The 18,707-nt window shown below is 62.0% G+C and carries 16 protein-coding genes; 5 read left to right on the top strand and 11 right to left on the bottom strand.

Annotated features, from left to right (window positions below; genetic code table 11):
- Positions 1-34: 34 nt before the first annotated feature.
- The 3 genes from uvrD to zwf all read right to left on the bottom strand — a co-directional run bounded on the left by uvrD (position 35) and on the right by zwf (position 4,187).
- Entirely contained in the window at positions 35-2,221 is a 2,187-nt protein-coding gene (gene uvrD / locus SB765_RS07690; RefSeq protein ID WP_410911833.1) for a DNA helicase II, read from the bottom strand.
- Positions 2,222-2,339: 118 nt separating this feature from the next.
- Positions 2,340-2,657, bottom strand: a complete 318-nt coding sequence (locus SB765_RS07685) for a hypothetical protein (RefSeq protein WP_341797162.1) — start codon at positions 2,655-2,657, stop codon at positions 2,340-2,342.
- Positions 2,658-2,744: 87 nt separating this feature from the next.
- Entirely contained in the window at positions 2,745-4,187 is a 1,443-nt protein-coding gene (gene zwf / locus SB765_RS07680) for a glucose-6-phosphate dehydrogenase (protein WP_234226221.1), read from the bottom strand.
- 103 nt (positions 4,188-4,290) lie between these two features.
- On the opposite strand from zwf, the gene hexR reads away from it, so the two are divergent.
- On the top strand, positions 4,291-5,157 hold the full coding sequence (hexR, locus tag SB765_RS07675; RefSeq protein ID WP_016489869.1) for a transcriptional regulator HexR: 867 nt from the start codon (positions 4,291-4,293) through the stop codon (positions 5,155-5,157).
- A gap of 212 nt (positions 5,158-5,369) precedes the next feature.
- Positions 5,370-5,588 (top strand): PA3496 family putative envelope integrity protein, encoded by a 219-nt coding sequence (locus tag SB765_RS07670; protein WP_410931147.1) that lies wholly within the window; start codon positions 5,370-5,372, stop codon positions 5,586-5,588.
- On the opposite strand, the gene SB765_RS07665 is transcribed toward SB765_RS07670, so the two are convergent.
- Positions 5,530-6,492, bottom strand: a complete 963-nt coding sequence (locus SB765_RS07665; RefSeq protein WP_410931146.1) for a LysR family transcriptional regulator — start codon at positions 6,490-6,492, stop codon at positions 5,530-5,532. The genes SB765_RS07670 and SB765_RS07665 overlap by 59 nt on opposite strands.
- Positions 6,493-6,681: 189 nt before the next feature.
- On the opposite strand from SB765_RS07665, the gene SB765_RS07660 reads away from it, so the two are divergent.
- Together SB765_RS07660 and oadA are read left to right on the top strand one after the other, a co-directional pair.
- A complete protein-coding gene (locus SB765_RS07660; RefSeq protein WP_016502270.1) occupies positions 6,682-8,097 on the top strand; it encodes an acetyl-CoA carboxylase biotin carboxylase subunit in 1,416 nt (471 codons plus the stop codon).
- Positions 8,098-8,108: 11 nt separating this feature from the next.
- Entirely contained in the window at positions 8,109-9,914 is a 1,806-nt protein-coding gene (gene oadA, locus SB765_RS07655; protein ID WP_341797161.1) for a sodium-extruding oxaloacetate decarboxylase subunit alpha, read from the top strand.
- A gap of 186 nt (positions 9,915-10,100) precedes the next feature.
- Here oadA and SB765_RS07650 read toward each other — a convergent pair whose 3' ends face one another.
- The 3 genes from SB765_RS07650 to SB765_RS07640 are packed head-to-tail and all read right to left on the bottom strand — an operon-like array spanning position 10,101 to position 11,868.
- Positions 10,101-10,772, bottom strand: a complete 672-nt coding sequence (locus SB765_RS07650) for a GNAT family N-acetyltransferase (RefSeq protein WP_410931145.1) — start codon at positions 10,770-10,772, stop codon at positions 10,101-10,103.
- A 7-nt stretch (positions 10,773-10,779) separates the two neighbouring features.
- Positions 10,780-11,226: a GNAT family N-acetyltransferase gene (locus SB765_RS07645; RefSeq protein ID WP_341797159.1), complete on the bottom strand. Its 447-nt coding sequence runs from the start codon at positions 11,224-11,226 to the stop codon at positions 10,780-10,782.
- A 12-nt stretch (positions 11,227-11,238) separates the two neighbouring features.
- Entirely contained in the window at positions 11,239-11,868 is a 630-nt protein-coding gene (locus tag SB765_RS07640; RefSeq protein WP_341797158.1) for an FMN-binding negative transcriptional regulator, read from the bottom strand.
- Positions 11,869-11,958: 90 nt separating this feature from the next.
- On the opposite strand from SB765_RS07640, the gene SB765_RS07635 reads away from it, so the two are divergent.
- On the top strand, positions 11,959-13,488 hold the full coding sequence (locus SB765_RS07635; protein WP_410931144.1) for a PLP-dependent aminotransferase family protein: 1,530 nt from the start codon (positions 11,959-11,961) through the stop codon (positions 13,486-13,488).
- Between the two features lie 101 nt (positions 13,489-13,589).
- On the opposite strand, the gene SB765_RS07630 is transcribed toward SB765_RS07635, so the two are convergent.
- The 4 genes from SB765_RS07630 to aspA form a co-directional block, all read right to left on the bottom strand.
- Complete coding sequence (locus SB765_RS07630; protein ID WP_016502264.1) at positions 13,590-14,693, bottom strand: polyamine ABC transporter substrate-binding protein; 1,104 nt, start codon at positions 14,691-14,693, stop codon at positions 13,590-13,592.
- Positions 14,693-15,736, bottom strand: a complete 1,044-nt coding sequence (locus tag SB765_RS07625) for a histone deacetylase family protein (RefSeq protein ID WP_341797156.1) — start codon at positions 15,734-15,736, stop codon at positions 14,693-14,695. Before SB765_RS07625 ends, SB765_RS07630 begins: the two co-directional genes overlap by 1 nt.
- Positions 15,737-15,954: 218 nt before the next feature.
- Positions 15,955-16,947: an AraC family transcriptional regulator gene (locus SB765_RS07620; RefSeq protein ID WP_341797155.1), complete on the bottom strand. Its 993-nt coding sequence runs from the start codon at positions 16,945-16,947 to the stop codon at positions 15,955-15,957.
- A gap of 172 nt (positions 16,948-17,119) precedes the next feature.
- Positions 17,120-18,544, bottom strand: a complete 1,425-nt coding sequence (gene aspA / locus SB765_RS07615) for an aspartate ammonia-lyase (RefSeq protein WP_041168153.1) — start codon at positions 18,542-18,544, stop codon at positions 17,120-17,122.
- Positions 18,545-18,707 lie beyond the last annotated feature (163 nt).

The following is an 18,707-nucleotide window of genomic DNA, read 5'->3' as shown; positions in this document are numbered from 1 at the left end:
GTTACAAGGCCCCCCGGCAGGGCGGCCTTGGTCTTCAGATGGCTTCGAGCTTGGCGTACCCCAGCATCAGCCACTTGCTGCCTTCGGCAAAGTTCACCTGCACCCGTGCCTGGGCGCCCGAACCCTCGAAGTTGAGGATCACGCCTTCGCCAAACACCGCATGTTGCACACGCTGACCGAGGTTGAACGCTGTCTGCGGAATGTTGGCATTGGCGAACAGGTTGCTGTTGGTGGCCGTCTTGGCCCCACTGAACGGGCGGCTGACGCTGTTGGACAGGCGCACTTCCTGAATCAGGCCGGCCGGAATTTCACGTACGAAACGCGACACCTTGTTGTAGGTCTCGCTGCCATACAAGCGACGTGTTTCGGCGTACGTCATGACCAGTTGGCGCATGGCGCGGGTAATCCCGACATAGGCCAGACGGCGTTCCTCTTCCAGGCGGCCGGGCTCTTCCAGGCTCATCTTGTGCGGGAACAGGCCTTCTTCCATGCCCACCAGGAACACATACGGGAACTCCAGGCCCTTGGCGCTGTGCAAGGTCATCAGCTGGACGCTGTCCTCATGCTCGTCGGCCTGGGTATCGCCGGCTTCGAGCGAGGCATGGCCGAGGAAGGCCGAGAGCGGCGAGAGATCGGCGTCTTCGTCGGTGGACTCGAAGTTGCGCGCCGCGCTCACCAGTTCCTCAAGGTTTTCTACCCGTGCCTGGCCCTTTTCACCCTTTTCTTCCTGGTGATAGGTGATCAGCCCGGACTGTTCGATGGTGGTCTGGGTCATGGTATGCAGCGGCATGTCCGTGACCTTGGCAGCCAACCCCTCGATCAGCTCGATGAAGGCACCCAGGGCGCTGGCGGCGCGGCCCTTCATGGCCTTGGCCGCCAGCAGCTGGCACATGGCTTCCCACATCGACAGCTGGCTATGGCGGGCATGCTCACGGATGGCTTCGACGGTTTTCTCGCCAATGCCGCGTGGCGGCACGTTGATCACCCGCTCCAGGGCCGCGTCGTTGCCACGCCCTTCGATCAGCCGCAGGTAAGCCATGGCGTTCTTGATTTCGGCGCGTTCGAAGAAGCGCTGGCCACCATAGATGCGGTAGGGGATACGCTCGCGCAGCAGGGCCTCTTCCAGCACCCGCGACTGGGCGTTGGAACGGTACAGGATGGCGATTTCGTTACGCGCATTGCCCTGCTTGACGAGGCTTTCGATGGTTTCCACCACGTAGCGCGCTTCGTCGTGCTCGTTGTAGGCCGCGTACAGGGTCAGCGGCTCGCCTTCGCCCATGTCGGTCCACAGTTCTTTGCCCAGGCGCCCGGTGTTGTTGACGATCAGCGCGTTGGCGGCCTTGAGGATGCCGCCTGTGGAGCGGTAGTTCTGCTCCAGGCGGATCATTTCGGCGTCGGGGAAGTCGGCGGTGTACTGGTGGATGTTCTCGATCTTGGCACCGCGCCAGCCGTAGATCGACTGGTCGTCGTCGCCCACCGCCATCAGGCTGGCACCACCGCGCGCCAGCAGGCGCAGCCAGGCGTACTGCACGGCGTTGGTATCCTGGAATTCGTCTACCAGCACATGCTGGAAGCGCCGCTGGTAGTGCTCAAGCAGGCCCGGGTGGTCGCGCCACAGGTCCAGGGCGCGCAGCAACAGTTCGGAGAAGTCGATGACCCCGGCGCGCTCACAGGCCTGTTCGTAGGCGGTATACACCTCGCGCATGGTCGCCAGGAACAGGTCGCCCCCAGCCTGTATATGCTGCGGGCGCAGGCCTTCGTCCTTCTGCCCGTTGATGAACCACTGGGCCTGGCGTGCCGGCCACTTCTGCTCGTCCAGGCCCAGCTCGCGCATGACCCGCTTGATCAGGCGCTGCTGGTCATCGCTGTCGAGGATCTGGAAGTTCTGCACCAGCCGCGCTTCCTGCCAGTGGGCCCGCAGCAGGCGATGGGCCAGGCCGTGGAAGGTGCCGACCCACATGCCTGCCGGGTTGATCCCCAGCAGTTGCTCGATCCGGTGGCGCATTTCTGCCGCCGCCTTGTTGGTGAAGGTCACCGACAGGATCGAATGCGGCGATGCATGCTCAACCTGGATCAGCCAGGCGATGCGGTGCACCAGCACGCGGGTTTTACCGGAGCCGGCGCCAGCAAGCACCAGTTGACGCCCGAGCTTGGCCGCGACGGCCTGGCGTTGAGCATCGTTGAGGGAGTTCAGCAGGAGGGAGAGGTCATCTGTGTGCATCGGGCCATTCTAGGGCGCAGCAGGGGAAGGGTAAATGGCACTGTATAAATATTCACCCTGGCAAACATACAAAGCGGCCACTACAGGCGATGCGCTTGCAGTGGCCACCGCGTCTACATCAATGGGTTTCCACGATGTCGGTGATGCAGGCGATCAGTTTACCGTCGTGGATAATGTCCACCTTCGGGATCTGGCCGTGCTCGTCTTGCGTTTCGAACATCACTTCCTTGTCGCAGGCAACCTGCATGAAGTTACCGTCCTGTTGGTGCAGCTCAAGCTCCAAGGCAATGGCCATGGATTTGTCCTGCATTCTGCGTTTGACCAGTACCGGGACTATGCCTGCATGACTCACGGTGATTGTGCCCTGCACCCGCAGGCGAGTGCCTGGTGGCATCTTGTCGTGATGGGCTTTCCAGTCTTTGCATTCGATGATCATTTCCATACTCCTGTCTTGGGAAGAGCGGTATGACCTTCCCAGGACAGAGTGCTTGCAGCACCTGCCCGCACAGCAGAGCGAAGCGCTTCAGCTGTACCAATGCCTGCCATGCCTGGCCAGCAGGCTACCGGCCTGTTCCGGGCCATTGCTCCCGGCGGCATAGTGGCGTGGCGCCTGAAAGTGTTCCTGCCAACCCTTTATTAACGGATCAATCCAGTGCCAGGCCGCCTCCACCTCATCGCGGCGCATGAACAGTGTCGAATCACCCTCCACGATGTCCAGCAGCAGGCGTTCGTAAGCTTCCCAGCGGCGGGTCTGGCTGAATACCTGAGCCAGGTTCAGGTCCAGCTCGACCGGTTCCAGCCGCATGCCCTTGCCTGGGCTCTTGGTCATCATGCGCAGGCTGATGCGCTCATCCGGTTGCAGCTGGATCAACAGCTGGTTGACCTGGCCACCGCTGAACAGCTCGTGGGGTACCGGCTTGAACTGGATGACGATCTGCGACGAGCGGCGCGCCATGCGCTTGCCGGTGCGCAAGTAGAAAGGCACACCTGCCCAGCGCCAGTTGTCGATGTGCGCTTCGATGGCCACGAAGGTTTCGGTATCGCTGTCGTTGTCGACGTCCTTTTCGAAGTAATAGGCCGGCACCTCCTGGCCGCCGATGTGCCCGGCACCGTACTGACCGCGCACGGTCTTGTCCTGCACGTCCTGGCCGGTGATGGGCTTGAGGGCCCGCAGGATCTTCACCTTTTCGTCGCGCACCGCTTCAGCCTCGAACTGCGCAGGTGGCTCCATGGCCACCAGGCACAGCAGCTGCAACAGGTGGTTTTGCAGCATGTCGCGGGTTGCTCCGGCGCGGTCGTAGTAGGCGCCGCGGTTCTCTACCCCCAGGGTTTCGCAAACGCTGATCTGTACGTGGTCGACCTGATTGTTGCGCCACACCGGCTCCAACAGGGCGTTGGCGAAGCGCAGGGCCATGAGGTTCTGCACGGTTTCCTTGCCCAGGTAGTGGTCGATGCGAAATACCTGGTTTTCGTCGAACACTGCGCCAATCGCTTCGTTGATGGCGGTGGCCGAGGCCAGCGAGTGACCAATCGGCTTCTCCAGCACGATGCGTGCTTCGGGGTCGGCCAGGCCTGCGTTACGCAGGTGGTTGGCAATCGGCACGAACAGGTTGGGAGCGGTGGCCAGGTAGAAAATGCGCGTCAGCCCGCCAGGTTCGCCCAGGTAGCGCGCCAGGCGACCGAAGTCTGCGCTTTGCGATGCATCCATGGGGAAGTAGTCGAGGCGCGCGGCAAACCGTTGCCATACGTCTTCGTCGAAGTCATTGCGGGCAATCTGCGCTCGGCAATGGCGTTCTGCGAGCTTGAGGTATTCGTTACGGCTTATGTTGCGGCGGGCGAGGGCGATGATGCGTACCGCGTTGTTCAGGCGCGCCTCGCGATACAAGTGATAGAGCGCCGGGAGGAGTTTGTGCAGGGCCAGATCGCCGGTGCCACCGAACACCAGAATGTCGCAAGGAATAGTCAAACCGCCACTCTCCACGTTCGTTTAACTGGGCGGGTTGGCGTCCATGTAGTATAACTACAAGAAAGCTACAACCCGGCCAGTCGATCATAACCGAGTCCAGCCCGTGAATCTGTTGCAACATATCGCCCAATCGCGCCACCTGCTGCGCAAATCGGAACTCAAAGTGGCCGACCACGTGCTGCTCGACCCGGCTGCGGTCATGCACAGCTCGATGGCCGACCTGGCGCACAGCGTGGGTATCAGTGAACCGACGATCGTGCGTTTCTGCCGTGCGATCGGTTGTTCGGGCTTCCAGGACCTGAAATTGAAGCTGGCGCAGAGCCTGGCCGCCGGGGCCAGTTTTGGTCAGTTCGCCATTCATGAAGACGACTCGGTTGCCGACTACAGCCTGAAGATTTTCGACACCACCCTGCACACGTTGATGGAAGTGCGCGAGCACCTCGACCCGCATGCGCTGCAACAGGCCGTGAGCGCCATGGCCCAGGCGCAGCGTGTGGAGTTCTATGGCTTTGGTGCATCCGGCGCGGTTGCGGCGGACGCTCAGCACAAGTTCTTTCGACTGCTGCTCAGTGCGGCCGCGTATTCCGACCCGCACATGCAGGCGATGTCGGCAGTAACCTTGAGGCCTGGCGATGTGGCGGTGTGCATTTCCCAGTCGGGCCGTTCCAAGGACCTGCTGATCACCGCCAACCTGGTGCGTGAGAGCGGTGCCAACCTGATTACCCTTTGCCCAAGCCAGACGCCGCTGGCCGAGCTGTCGACCGTGAACCTGGCGATAGACGTGCATGAAGACACCGAAATCTACACCCCGCTGACCTCGCGTATCGCTCACCTGGTGGTAATCGACGTCCTGGCCATGGGCGTGGCCATGGCGCGCGGCCCGAGCCTGGTCAACCACCTGAAAAGCGTGAAGCGCAGCTTGCGCAGCCTGCGTTTGTCGCCCAAGTCGATCAAGGCTACAGACGACTGAATTCAAACCTGTAGCGGCCTCTTCGCGGGCTTGCCCGCTCCCACAGCAATTGCACCGATTCAAAAAGGTGCACAGTACCTGTGGGAGTGGGCGAGCCCGCGAAGAGGCCGCTACAGGCAGTAAAAATTCACGATTTTGTCACCATCCCACAGCCAAACCGTAAACCTTCGTGGCCAGTCTGAAACTCCCGCATCCTATCTGGGAGACAGGCAATGGCACGTGACCACGACGGTATCTACCAACCCAACGCCAAAGCTCGCAAGCAGCAGGAAAAAGATCAGCGCCGCATGGAATACCGCCGCGCGATCGAGGTGTATTGCGACCAACGTCAACTGCTGCGCGACCTGGTGGATTATCCCGAGTTGCAAGCACTCACAGTGTGGCAGTCTTCAGCGTCAACTTCCCCGAAAAACGCTCAACAAGCGCGCTGATCAGCGCACGTTCGCTGCGGATGAACGCCAGAAACGCCAAGGCCACCGGCGACTGCCGCTTGGCCTTGGACTGCACCACGCACCAGCTGCGGTACAGCGGCAGCTCTTCCACCGGTAGCTCCTTCAGCGCACCGGTGGCCAGTTCCAGGTTGACCGCATGGCGGGTCAGCAGGGCAATCCCCAGGCCGGCGATGACGCACTCGCGCTGGGCATCGGCCGAGGCCACCTCCAGGGTCTGGGTGAAATGCACGCGCTTGTCCTTGAAATACTCCTCGCAGGCCTTGCGCGTACCTGAGCCTTGTTCGCGTACCAGCAGGGTATGAGGCTCCAGGTCCTGAAGGCGCAGCTGGTCCAGCTTGCAAAGCGGGTGCTCGGGCGGTGCCACCGCGATGATCGGGTTGTTGAGGAACGGCAGAAATTCCAGGCCCATGTCCTGCGGCACCATCGACATGATGATGATGTCGTCGCGGTTATCCGAAAGGCGGCGGATGGCCTGGGCGCGATTGACCACCGTAAGGGTCAGGTTGACCTCCGGGTGACGCTGCTTGAAGGCGGCGAACAGGTGTGGCACGAAGTACTTGGCGCTGGACTCGATCGCCAGTTTGAGCTGCCCCTGCAATGAGCCCTGCATGTCCGACAGCTGCATGTCCAGGCTCTCGAGGCGCCCGAAGATGTCGCGGCTGGCGCGTTGCAGGGCTTCGGCCGCTTCGGTCAGGTAGAGCTTCTTGCCCACGTACTCGAACAGCGGCTGGCCGATCAGCTCTTCGAGCTGGCGGATCTGTAGACTAACGGCGGGTTGTGTCAGCGACATCTCTTCCGCCGCACGGCTGTACGAGCGCAAATCGCACACCTCATTGAAGATCTGCAATTGACGCAAAGTCATACGCATCAATGACTTACGCATTTTTACCCGCCCTTCGGCAACACCTTGTAACTGCACTATAAGCTTTTACTAATGTTGCCTCTAACAAATATTGATTTTTGTTTATCGAACCACAGCGCTAGGGTGAATACGCGACTGGCCAGCAACGCCTGGTCACGCGCCGACCGGTAGAACCGGCTCGACTGTTCCTACGGCTTTGGGAAGACTCCAGTGATAAAAAAAATCCTGATCGCCAACCGAGGTGAAATCGCAGTTCGGATCGTGCGTGCCTGCGCCGAGATGGGCATACGCTCGGTAGCGATCTATTCCGACGCCGATCGGCATGCCTTGCACGTCAAGCGCGCCGACGAAGCCCACAGCATTGGTGCCGAGCCGCTGGCCGGTTACCTGAACCCGCGCAAGCTGGTGAACCTGGCTGTGGAAACCGGCTGTGATGCCCTGCACCCGGGCTATGGCTTCCTGTCGGAAAACGCTGAACTGGCAGAGATCTGCGCCGAGCGCGGGATCAAGTTCATCGGCCCCGCCGCAAACGTAATTCGCGGCATGGGCGACAAGACCGAAGCGCGCCGCACCATGATTGCCGCCGGTGTGCCGGTAACTCCGGGCACCGAAGGCAACGTTGCCGATATTCATGAAGCCCTGAGCGAAGGTGAGCGCATCGGTTACCCGGTGATGCTCAAGGCCACCTCCGGTGGCGGTGGCCGCGGTATTCGCCGTTGCAACAGCCGCGAAGAGCTGGAACAGAACTTCCCACGTGTGATTTCCGAGGCTACCAAGGCCTTTGGTTCGGCAGAAGTGTTCCTGGAAAAGTGCATCGTCAACCCCAAGCATATCGAGGCACAGATCCTCGGTGACAGCTTCGGCAACGTGGTGCACCTGTTCGAGCGCGACTGCTCGATCCAGCGCCGTAACCAGAAGCTCATCGAAATTGCTCCAAGCCCCCAGCTCACGCCCGAGCAGCGCGCCTACATCGGCGACCTGGCGGTACGTGCGGCCAAGGCGGTGAACTACGAGAACGCCGGCACCGTGGAGTTCCTGCTCGCCGATGGCGAGGTGTACTTCATGGAAATGAACACCCGGGTGCAGGTGGAGCACACCATCACCGAAGAAATCACCGGTATCGACATTGTCCGTGAGCAGATTCGCATCGCCTCGGGCCTGCCGCTGTCGGTGAAGCAGGAAGACATCCAGCACCGCGGTTACGCGTTGCAGTTCCGCATCAACGCGGAAGACCCGAAGAACAACTTCCTGCCCAGCTTCGGCAAGATCACCCGTTACTACGCCCCCGGCGGCCCGGGTGTGCGTACCGATACAGCGATCTACACCGGCTACACCATTCCGCCATTCTACGACTCCATGTGCCTGAAACTGGTGGTGTGGGCGTTGACCTGGGAAGAGGCCATGGACCGCGGCCTGCGAGCCTTGGACGACATGCGCGTGCAAGGGGTGAAGACCACCGCCGCGTACTACCAGGAAATCCTGCGCAACCCGGAATTCCGTAGCGGGCAGTTCAATACCAGCTTCGTCGAAAGCCACCCTGAGCTGACCAACTACTCGATCAAGCGCAAACCCGAAGAGCTGGCCCTGGCCATCGCCGCCGCCATCGCCGCCCACGCAGGCCTGTGAGGAAACCTATAATGTCCAAGAAAATTCACGTAACCGACACGATCCTGCGCGACGCCCACCAGTCCCTGCTGGCCACCCGCATGCGTACCGAAGACATGCTGCCGATCTGCGACAAGCTCGACAAAGTCGGCTACTGGTCGCTGGAAGTCTGGGGCGGCGCCACCTTCGACGCCTGCGTGCGCTTCCTCAAGGAAGACCCATGGGAGCGCCTGCGCAAGCTGCGCGCAGCCTTGCCCAACACCCGCCTGCAAATGCTGCTGCGCGGCCAGAACCTGCTGGGCTACCGCCACTACAGCGACGACGTGGTCAAGGCCTTTGTCGCCAAGGCTGCGGTAAACGGCATCGATGTGTTCCGCATCTTCGACGCCATGAACGACGTGCGTAACCTGCGCGTGGCCATCGAAGCGGTCAAGGCCGCCGGCAAGCACGCCCAAGGCACCATCGCCTACACGGTCAGCCCTGTGCACACCATCGACGCCTTTGTTGCCCAGGCCAAGCAGATGGAATCCATGGGTTGCGACTCGGTGGCAATCAAGGACATGGCCGGCCTGCTGACCCCATTCGCCGCTGGTGAACTGGTCAAGGCGCTGAAGGCCGAGCAGTCGCTGCCGGTGTTCATCCACTCCCACGACACTGCCGGCCTGGCCGCCATGTGCCAGCTGAAAGCGGTGGAAAACGGCGCCGACCACATCGACACCGCGATCTCCAGCTTCGCCTGGGGCACCAGCCACCCGGGTACCGAGTCGATGGTTGCTGCGCTCAAGGGCAGCGAGTTCGACACCGGCCTGGACTTGGAGCTGCTGCAGGAAATCGGCTTGTACTTCTACGCCGTGCGCAAGAAGTACCACCAGTTCGAAAGCGAGTTCACCGCCGTGGACACCCGCGTGCAGGTCAACCAGGTGCCGGGCGGCATGATTTCCAACCTGGCCAACCAGCTGAAAGAGCAGGGCGCGCTCAACCGCATGAACGAAGTGCTGGCAGAGATCCCGCGTGTGCGTGAAGACCTCGGCTTCCCGCCGCTGGTGACGCCGACCTCGCAGATCGTCGGCACCCAGGCGTTCTTCAACGTGCTGGCCGGCGAGCGCTACAAGACCATCACCAACGAAGTGAAGCTGTACCTGCAAGGCGGTTACGGCAAGGCCCCGGGTGTGGTCAACGAGCAGCTGCGCCGCCAGGCCATCGGCAGCGAAGAAGTGATCGACGTGCGCCCGGCCGACCTGCTGAAGCCAGAGATGACCAAGCTGCGTGCCGACATCGGCGCCCTGGCCCGCAGTGAAGAAGACGTGCTGACTTTTGCCATGTTCCCGGACATTGGCCGCAAGTTCCTCGAAGAGCGCGAAGCCGGCACCCTTACCCCGGAAGCGTTGTTGCCAATTCCAGAGGCTGGCGCCGTTTCTGCGCCAGGCGGTGAAGGCGTCCCGACCGAGTTTGTCATCGACGTGCACGGCGAAACCTACCGTGTCGACATCACTGGCGTTGGCGTGAAGGCCGAAGGCAAGCGCCACTTCTACCTGTCGATCGACGGCATGCCGGAAGAAGTGGTGTTCGAGCCGCTCAACGAGTTTGTCGGCGGCGGCAGCAAGCGCAAGCAAGCCACCGACCCGGGCCACGTCAGTACCAACATGCCAGGCAACATCGTCGATGTACTGGTCAAGGAAGGTGACGTGGTCAAGGCTGGCCAGGCCGTGCTGATCACCGAAGCCATGAAGATGGAAACCGAAGTGCAGGCAGCCATCGCCGGCAAGGTCGTGGCCATCCATGTGGCCAAGGGCGATCGCGTGACGCCGGGTGAGATCCTGATCGAGATCGAAGGCTGAGATAAGCCCTCATCTACAAGCGGTTAACCTCTGGGGGGCGGATGCTCCCCTTTTTTTGTGCTGTATTTGCCGGCCTCTTCGCGGGACAAGCCCGCTCCTACAGGTACGACACTGCCCTCAAAAGCAGTGGTAAACCTGAGGGAGCGGGCTTGTCCCGAGAAGAGGCCAGTGAGACCCGTACAGCTATCAGCCGTTGCGGCATGCTTCAAGTGTATTCACCTGCCCCTCGGGCCGCTGATTCTCCTCGCCCAACCACCGCTCGAACCCCGCAGCCACTGCTGGCCATTCATCATCGGTAATCGAATACCACGCCGTATCGCGGTTGTGGTCCTTAACCACCAGGTGCTTGCGGAACACCCCTTCGTAGACGAAGCCGAACCGTTCAGCCGCGCGCTTGGAGCGGGCATTGGCATTGTTGCACTTCCACTCCAGCCGGCGGTTGCCCAGTTCGAAGCCCAGCTTGCCCAGCAGGTACACCGCCTCGGTGCCCTTGGGTGTGCGCTGCATGGCGGCGCCGAAAGCGATGTGGCCGATTTCGATGCGGCCGTGGTCGGGCACGATCGACATCAGGCTGAGAATGCCCTGGGCCTGGCCGCTGGGGCGGTCGATGACGGTGTAGAACAGCGGGTCGCGTCCTGCGGCGTTACCCTCCAGCCAACGGTCGAATGCAGCACGTTCGGCGAACGGGCCATAGGGCAGGTAGTCCCACAGCACCGGGTCGGCGGTTGGGCCTTGCAGCACTTCCCAGAGGTCGTCGCCATGGCGCGCCGGGTCGAGCTTTTCCAGGCGGATGAAGCGGCCGTCAATGGGCTCGGCCTCGGGCGTTGCGGCGGGTTTCCAGTTCAATGCGTCTGTCATGTTCGGCCTACAAGCCTTTGCGGAATTGGATGAAGCCCGAGCGCTCGGCAACCTGCTGATACAGGCTGATGGCGGTGGCATTGGTTTCGTGGGTCAGCCAGTGCACCTTGATGCAGTTGTCGGCCTTGGCTGTGGTGTAGACGTGCTCGATCAGCTGGCGACCAATGCCCAGGCCACGTTGCGAGCTGTCCACGTACAGGTCCTGCAGGTAGCAGGAGTTTTCGATGCTCCAGTTGGAACGATGGTAGATGAAGTTGACCATCCCCACCGCCTTGCCATCGACCCAGGCCAGTGCCGAATGGGTCGGCTCACTTGGGTCGAGCAGGCGCTGCCAGGTGCTGAGGCTGACTTCATCGGCCAACTCGGTTTCATAGAAGTGCAGGTAGGCCTGCCACAGGGCGAGCCAGGCGGCATGGTCTTGGGCGTTGACGGGGCGCAGGGTAACGCTGGGCATGGGGCTATTCCTTCACAGTTGGCGCATGTGCGCCGCGAGTTGGTTGTCCAGTTGATCAGGGCTGGCGCTCAGGCCTTCACGCACGCCGGAGATGTCTTGCTCGGAGCGGTTCTGGCTGAGCTTGCGCGCGCCTTGCAGGCGGGCGATGGGCAGGCGGATACCGACGATGGCGCGGAGCATGCCCTCGATGTAGTCAGCCGGGGCGTCGGTGACGCTCCACGGTTCGTTGCGGCCTTGTTCGTGGCGCTCGGTCAGGCGGCTGACGATAGCGAGCAGAGGCTCGGCTTCATGGATGACTTCGGCCGGGCCATAGGCGTGTACGGCCAGGTAGTTCCAGGTCGGCACGACCTTGGGGTTATCGGCTTTGCTTGGGTAGTAGCCGGGGCTTACATAGGCATCGGCGCCGGGGAAGACCAGCAGGGCTTCGCCACCTTGTGCCAGGTCCTGCCATTGGCGGTTGGCCCGTGCCAAGTGTGCATAGACGGTGCCGAACTCGCCTTCGCCCGTGTCGACCAGTACCGGCAGGTGTGTGGCCAACAGGCCTTGTTCGCCTTGGCTGACCAGCACGGCCAGGCGGGTGTCGAGCATGTGCTGGTGCAGGCGGCCGAGGTCGTGTTCCTGGTGGGGTTTGCTGTTGTACATGCTCGGTTTCCTTGTGCAATGGTGCCATCCTAGGCAGGCTATTGGTTCTGGGTAAGAGCCATTACTGCCTGTTTTCATAGGTCCAATGCCATGAGTGATAGCCCCCTTGTTTTGCCTTTCGACCCTTCCGGGATCGCCCTGGATCGCCGCCGCGGGCTCAGCCAGCAGCTGTACCAGGCCCTGCGCGCGCGAGTGCTGGACGGCCGCTTGAGCAGCGGTACCCGGCTGCCGGCCACCCGCGAGTTGGCCACCATGCTGGTGCTGTCACGCAACAGCGTGGTGCGGGCCTATGATCAGTTGTACGCCGAGGGCTACATCGAAAGCCGGGTGGGCGATGGCACCTATGTAAGCCGGCTACCAAAACTATCCACACAAGTATCCACAGGGTTATCCCATGGGTTATCAACAGGCTTATCCACAATTTCATTAAAAGACACTGAGGATTTATCCAGCAACCGACGTTCCAGTGCAGCTTTGCAGCGGCTGAAAACCAACCACTTGCCGCCGCCAAGAAGCGGCCAGCCGCGTGCTTTTCGCGTCGGTATTCCCGCATTCGACCTGTTCCCGTTTGACGTCTGGGCCAAGCTGCAGGCGGGTTTCTGGCGTAATCCGAGCCCCGCACAACTGGGTTATGGCGACCCGGCGGGCGAGCCGATGCTGCGCGAACTGATCGCTGCCTACTTGCGTCGCTCGCGTGGGCTGAGTTGCATGGCTGAACAAATTGTGATCACCAGTGGTGCACAGCAGGCCATCAGCCTTTGTGCACAGTTGCTGTTGCAGCCGGGCGACGGTGTGGCTGTGGAAAACCCGGGGTATCGGGCGGCCGGTCACACCTTCGCAGTGGCGGGTGGCCAGTTGTACGGCGTACCGGTGGATGAAGAGGGGATGGACTGCGCCCGGCTCGGGCAGTTGGAAGACTGCCGGCTGGCTTATGTAACGCCTGCTCACCAGTACCCGACCGGGGTAACCATGAGCCTGGCGCGTCGCCTGGAGCTGCTGGCTTGGGCTGACCGCAACGATGGCTGGATCATCGAGGACGACTACGACGGCGAGTACCGGTACAGCGGCGCGCCTTTGGCTCCGTTGGCGGCGCTCGACCGGCACGGGCGGGTACTGTACGTCGGCACCTTCGGCAAGATTGCCTTCCCGGCGCTGCGCCTGGGCTATCTGGTACTCCCACCGCAGTTGGCGCAGGCGTTCAGCCAGGGCAAGGCGCTTGCGGTGCGCCATTCTGAGGTCAGCAGCCAATGCGTGATGGCCGAGTTCATCGCCCGCGGGCACTTTCAGCGGCACATCCGGCGCATGCGCAAGGCAGCGTTGAGCCGACGCAATGTGCTCAAGGCAGGCTGGCCTGTGGATATTCCAGGTTTGGGCGCCATGCCGGCAGTGGCGGCCGGGCTGCATGTGAAGGTCGATGTGGATAACTTTGCGCGGGAGCAGGCACTGGTGGCCAAGGCTGAAGCGGTGGGTGTGGAGGTTACGCCGCTGAGTAATTTCTGGTTGGCGGACAGCGAGGTGCCTGTGGATAAGCGAGCGGGGCTGGTGCTGGGCTTTGCGGCGGTGCCGGAGGGAGAGATTGCCGAGGCACTGATGAAACTGCGAAAGGCCTGGAGAAGGTGAATGGGGCCGCTATGCGGCCCAATCGCCGGCAAGCCAGCTCCCACAGAGCCCGCGTGGCATGCGATCAATGTGGGAGCGGGCATGCCCGCGAAGCAGGCGACTCAGGTGCCGGATTTGATCCGCGTCCAGGCCCGGGTCCTGGCCCGCTCTGCATCCCTCGCCAATGGCTTGAGGGTATACAGCTTGGCCATCGCCTCCGCCGTCGGGTACAGGTTGGGGTTGTTGCGAATCGCCGGGTTCACCTTGTCGGTCGCATCCTTGTTCGGGTTGGGGTACCCGACAAAGTCGCTGATCGGCGCAATCACCTCCGGCCGCAGCAGGTAATTGATGAACGTGTGGGCATCTTCCGGGTTGGCCGCATTCTTTGGAATCGCCAGCATGTCGAACCAGATCGGCGCGCCTTCCTTGGGCAGGCGCATGTCCACCACCACGTCGTTCTTGGCTTCGCGGGCGCGGTTGGCGGCCTGCGAGAAGCTGCCGCTGTAGCCCACCGCCACGCAGATATCGCCATTGGCGATGTCTGCCATGTACTTCGAGGAGTGGAAGTAGGTGATGTACGGGCGAATCTTCAGCATCAGTGCCTCAGCCTTCTTGTAGTCGGCCGGTTTGTCACTGTTCGGTGGCAAGCCCAGGTACTGCAGGGCCAGGGGCAGAATTTCCGAAGGGGAGTCCAGCAGGGCCACCCCGCACTGCTTGAGCTTGGCGATGTTCTCTTCCTTGAAGATCAGGTCCCAGCTGTCTACCGGCGCATTGTCGCCGAGTGCCGCCTTGACCTTGGCCGGGTTGAAGCCGATCAGCACGGTGCCGTACATGTACGGCACGGCAAACTTGTTGCCCGGGTCGTTGGCCTCGATCAGCTTCATCAGCGCCGGGTCCAGGTGTTGCCAGTTCGGCAGCTTGCTGCGGTCCAGCGGCTGGAATACCCCGGCCTCGATCTGCTTGGCGAGGAACACGTTGGACGGCACCACCACGTCATAGCCGGAGTTGCCGGTGAGCAGCTTGGCCTCCAGCGCTTCGTTGGTGTCGAAGATGTCGTAGATCAGTTTGACGCCGCTGTCCTTCTGGAAGTCGGTCAAGGTCTGCGGGGTGATGTAATCGAACCAGTTATACACACGCAAGGTGCGCTGCTCGGCCTGGGCTTGCAGGGCACCGGTGAACAGGGTGGCAGCGATGAACGGGGCGAGCAGACGCTTGAGTCGGACCATTACCGGGCTCCTGGCTGGGCGCGCTGGAAGCCTTCCAGCACATTGACCGCGTTGATACCGATTTCTTCCACAGCGTAGCCGCCTTCCATCACGAACAGGGTCGGCTTGCCGAGCTGGCCGATGCGCTTGCCCATTTCCAGGTAGTCCGGGCTGTCCAGCTTGAACTGCGAAATGGGGTCGTCCTTGAAGGTGTCCACACCCAACGAGACGACCAGCACGTCGGCGTCATAGCTGGCGATGCGCTGGCAGGCGTCTTCCAGGGCGGCGTTCCAGGCGGCCCAATCGCTACCGGCCGGCAATGGGTAATTGATGTTGCAGCCCTCGCCGGCACCTTCGCCGGTTTCGTCGGCATAGCCGAGGAAGAACGGGAACTCGTCCTGCGGGTCGCCGTGGATCGAAGCGAAGAACACGTCGTCGCGGCTGTAGAAGATGTCCTGGGTGCCATTACCGTGGTGGTAGTCGACGTCGAGGATGGCGACTTTGCGCTTGCCCTGGTCGAGGAACGCCTGGGCGGCGATGGCAGCGTTGTTCAGGTAGCAGTAGCCGCCCATCACTTCACCTGCGGCGTGATGCCCTGGCGGGCGGCACAGCGCGAAGGCCGAATGGGCGCCTTGCTGGATCGCTGCCTGGGCGGTAAGGGCAACTTGGGCTGCGCTGTACGCCGCTTGCCAGGTGCCCGCGGTAATCGGCGCACCGGCATCGAAGCTGTAATAGCCCAGCTCACCGTGCAGGCCAGTGGGTTTTACCTGGCGCAGGGTGCGAGCAGGCCAGGTGAACGGCAGCAGGTCGCCTTCCTGGCCCAGTGCAGCCCAGCGGGCCCAGGCGCCTTCGAAGAAATTCAGGTAATCGGCGCTGTGGATACGCAGCAATGGCGCCCGGCCGAAGTCGGTAGGGGCCTGGATATCACCGAGGTTGCGCTTTTTCACCTGGTCGAGCACATGGTCGGCACGCGAAGGCATTTCGAAACAGGGCATCAGCTTGCCGTCGATCAGCTCACAGCGGCCGTGGTGCAGGCGGTGGTCATCGGAATAGATCGTCAGCATTGTTGTTCTCCGGGTGGGTACTGGCGTGGGTCCATTGTCATGGGCAGGTCAGTAGCGGAGAACGACGCAAGTGGCCAAAAGGGGATCGATGTGGCCAAGGTTGATTGGCCTGTGCTGGCCCTATCGCCGGCAAGCCAGCTCCCACCAGTACTGCACAGGCCTTGAATGCAGCGGATGACCTGTGGGAGCCGGCTTGCCGGCGATAGGGCCGGAACAGGTCAACCGCGGAAGTGGCTGGGTGCCACACCACTCCAGCGCTGGAAGGCATGGCGGAAACTGGCCGTCTCGCTGAACCCCAACGTTTCGGCAATGCGGTAGATGGGCATCTGCTCATCGGCCAGCAACTGCTTGGCTCGCTCGAACCTGAGCTCGTCCAGCAGCTGTTGATAACTGCTGCCCAGCGCCTGTAGATGCCGACGCAAGGTGCGGGATGAGCAGTTCATCTGCCGTGCCAGGCCTTCCAGCCCCGGCGCGGCATCCAGTTGCTGCGTCAGCAACTGACGAATCCGCCCCAGCCAGGCCTGACGGCCGGTGAACTCAAGGTTCAGGCGCCGGCAGCGCTCGCTCATGGCCTTGTGGGTAATCGGGTCGGCCAGCGGCAGCGGCGTATCCAGCCAGCGCCGTTCGAAGGCGAAGGCATTGTCCTCGGCGGCAAAACCGACCGGGCACTGGAATGCATTGGCATAGTGCGTGTGGTAACCGGGCCGTGGGTGCTCGAAGCGGGCGCCCAGCAATGGTAGCGGGCGGCCAAGCAGGTCATCGCAGATGACTTTCAGCGACACCAGGCAGAACTCTGCGTTGAAAGCGCTCAGCGCCGGGCTGTCGTGGTAATCGCTGGCGCTGAACCAGACCCGCTGGCCATCGTCGAGCAAGCGCAGCTTGAAGACTGTTCCCAGCAGTGCCGGATATTGCAGCGCCAGGCGCAAGGCGTCACCCAAAGTGGCACTGGAGAGCAGGGCGTAACCGAGCATGCCGTAGCACGACACGTGCATGCGGCGGCCCAGTTCCAGGCCGATGTCCTCGCGCCGGGCCACGGCGTTGGCGCACACCTGCAGTTCCTGCTGGGTGGTGATGCGCGCATCGGCGTGCCCCAGGTCGGCCGGGCCAATGCCGCTGCCGGCCAGCAGCGCCGAAGCCTCGCAACCGTCCGCCTGGAACACGTTGAGGATCAGCGAAACTGCGTTGAGGGTGGTCAGGTGACTGTGCAGCATGCTGGGTAATCCCGTGGGGCTGGGACGCATTATGGAGCAAGTTGTGTGCCGATATCCGGGCGTTCAGGCAAAATCCATCAGGCAAAAAAAGGCCCGAAGCAATCGCTCGGGCCTTGAAAGGTTGAGAGGTGTCTAGTCCCTTAACCTGGTGAGACTGTTTGCAGCAGCCGGGTTACGCCTTCAGCGGAACCAGACGTGGAGCGATCATGTTTTCCGGACGCAGGATGTCGTTGAGCATCTCTTCGTCCAGCAGCTTCTCTTCGCGCACCAGTTCCAGTACGCCGCGGCCGGTTTCCAGCGCAACGCGGGCGATACGGGTGGCGTTTTCGTAGCCGATGTACGGGTTCAGGGCAGTGACCAGGCCGATCGAGTGCTCGACCAGTTCACGGCAGCGCTGTTCGTTGGCAGTGATGCCGACGATGCAGTGCTCGCGCAGCATGTCCATGGCGCGTTGCAGCAGGCGGATCGAGTCGAAGATCTTGTAGGCGATCAGCGGTTCCATCACGTTCAGCTGCAGCTGGCCACCTTCGGCGGCGACGGTCAGGGCCAGGTCGTTGCCCATGATGGCGAAGGCGACTTGGTTGACGGCTTCCGGGATAACCGGGTTGACCTTGCCTGGCATGATCGAGCTGCCTGGCTGACGCGCTGGCAGGTTGATCTCGTTGATGCCGGTGCGTGGGCCGCTGGACAGCAGGCGCAGGTCGTTGCAGATCTTCGACAGCTTGACCGCGGTACGCTTGAGCATGCCGGAGAACAGCACGAAGGCGCCCATGTCGGAGGTGGCTTCGATCAGGTCGGCAGCCGGTACCAGCGGCTGGCCGCTGATGGTTGCCAGGCGCTGTACGGCGAGCATCTGGTAGCCCGGGTCGGCGTTGATGCCGGTACCGATGGCAGTACCACCCAGGTTGATTTCTGTCAGCAGCTCAGGCGCCAGCGAACGCAGACGGTTGAGGTCTTCGGTCATGGTGGTGGCGAAGGCGCGGAATTCCTGGCCCAGGGTCATCGGCACGGCGTCCTGCAGCTGGGTACGGCCCATCTTCAGTACGTGGTCGAACTCTTTACCTTTGGCAGCGAAGGCCTGGATCAGGCTGTCGAGGCTGGCCAGCAGCGCATCGTGACCCAGCAGCAGGCCCAGGCGGATAGCGGTCGGGTAGGCGTCGTTGGTCGACTGCGCCATGTTCACATCGTTGTTCGGGTGCAGGTACTGGTACTCACCCTTCTGATGGCCCATGGCCTCCAGCGCGATGTTGGCGATGACTTCGTTGGCGTTCATGTTGGTAGAAGTACCAGCACCGCCTTGAATCATGTCCACCACGAACTGCTCGTGGTAGTCGCCCTTGATCAGTCGTGCGCAGGCTGCGCTGATCGCGGCGTGCTTGGCATCGCTCAAGTGCCCCAGCTCACGGTTGGCGTCAGCAGCTGCCTGCTTGACCATCGCCAGGCCCACTACCAGTTTCGGGTAGTGCGACAGCGGAACGCCGGAGAGGTGGAAGTTGTTGGCAGCGCGCAGGGTCTGGATGCCGTAGTAGGCATCAGCAGGAACTTCAAGGGTACCCAACAGATCTTTTTCGACGCGGAACGATGCAGCGGAGGACATGATGTATATCATCTCGATATTGACCCGGCACATGCCGGAATGGCGCCAATCCTAGGCCTGAAGGTGATTTTGCGGCCAATGCTGTTGCACGCTAACCTATGCACAAACGGCATAGTGTTTCATGTGACGCCAATTGACATTCGAGCGTGTTCCATTTTGGTGC

This window comes from Pseudomonas sp. SIMBA_067 (genome assembly GCF_046534675.1).
In the GTDB taxonomy this organism is placed as follows: Bacteria; Pseudomonadota; Gammaproteobacteria; order Pseudomonadales; family Pseudomonadaceae; genus Aquipseudomonas; species Aquipseudomonas putida.
Note: the sequence above shows the minus strand (reverse complement) of the source record. Positions and strands in the feature narration are given on the sequence as shown.

What these genes read in the sequence shown, in the direction of transcription:
- SB765_RS07620 (WP_341797155.1), bottom strand. Translation starts at nt 16,947, where the DNA reads ATGCTGCACAGTCACCTGACCACCCTCAACGCAGTTTCGCTGATCCTC.
- uvrD (WP_410911833.1), bottom strand. Translation starts at nt 2,221, where the DNA reads ATGCACACAGATGACCTCTCCCTCCTGCTGAACTCCCTCAACGATGCT.
- SB765_RS07665 (WP_410931146.1), bottom strand. Translation starts at nt 6,492, where the DNA reads ATGCGTAAGTCATTGATGCGTATGACTTTGCGTCAATTGCAGATCTTC.
- SB765_RS07640 (WP_341797158.1), bottom strand. Translation starts at nt 11,868, where the DNA reads ATGTACAACAGCAAACCCCACCAGGAACACGACCTCGGCCGCCTGCAC.
- oadA (WP_341797161.1), top strand. Translation starts at nt 8,109, where the DNA reads ATGTCCAAGAAAATTCACGTAACCGACACGATCCTGCGCGACGCCCAC.
- SB765_RS07670 (WP_410931147.1), top strand. Translation starts at nt 5,370, where the DNA reads ATGGCACGTGACCACGACGGTATCTACCAACCCAACGCCAAAGCTCGC.
- SB765_RS07630 (WP_016502264.1), bottom strand. Translation starts at nt 14,693, where the DNA reads ATGGTCCGACTCAAGCGTCTGCTCGCCCCGTTCATCGCTGCCACCCTG.
- SB765_RS07625 (WP_341797156.1), bottom strand. Translation starts at nt 15,736, where the DNA reads ATGCTGACGATCTATTCCGATGACCACCGCCTGCACCACGGCCGCTGT.
- SB765_RS07635 (WP_410931144.1), top strand. Translation starts at nt 11,959, where the DNA reads ATGAGTGATAGCCCCCTTGTTTTGCCTTTCGACCCTTCCGGGATCGCC.
- aspA (WP_041168153.1), bottom strand. Translation starts at nt 18,544, where the DNA reads ATGTCCTCCGCTGCATCGTTCCGCGTCGAAAAAGATCTGTTGGGTACC.
- SB765_RS07650 (WP_410931145.1), bottom strand. Translation starts at nt 10,772, where the DNA reads ATGACAGACGCATTGAACTGGAAACCCGCCGCAACGCCCGAGGCCGAG.
- SB765_RS07645 (WP_341797159.1), bottom strand. Translation starts at nt 11,226, where the DNA reads ATGCCCAGCGTTACCCTGCGCCCCGTCAACGCCCAAGACCATGCCGCC.
- SB765_RS07685 (WP_341797162.1), bottom strand. Translation starts at nt 2,657, where the DNA reads ATGATCATCGAATGCAAAGACTGGAAAGCCCATCACGACAAGATGCCA.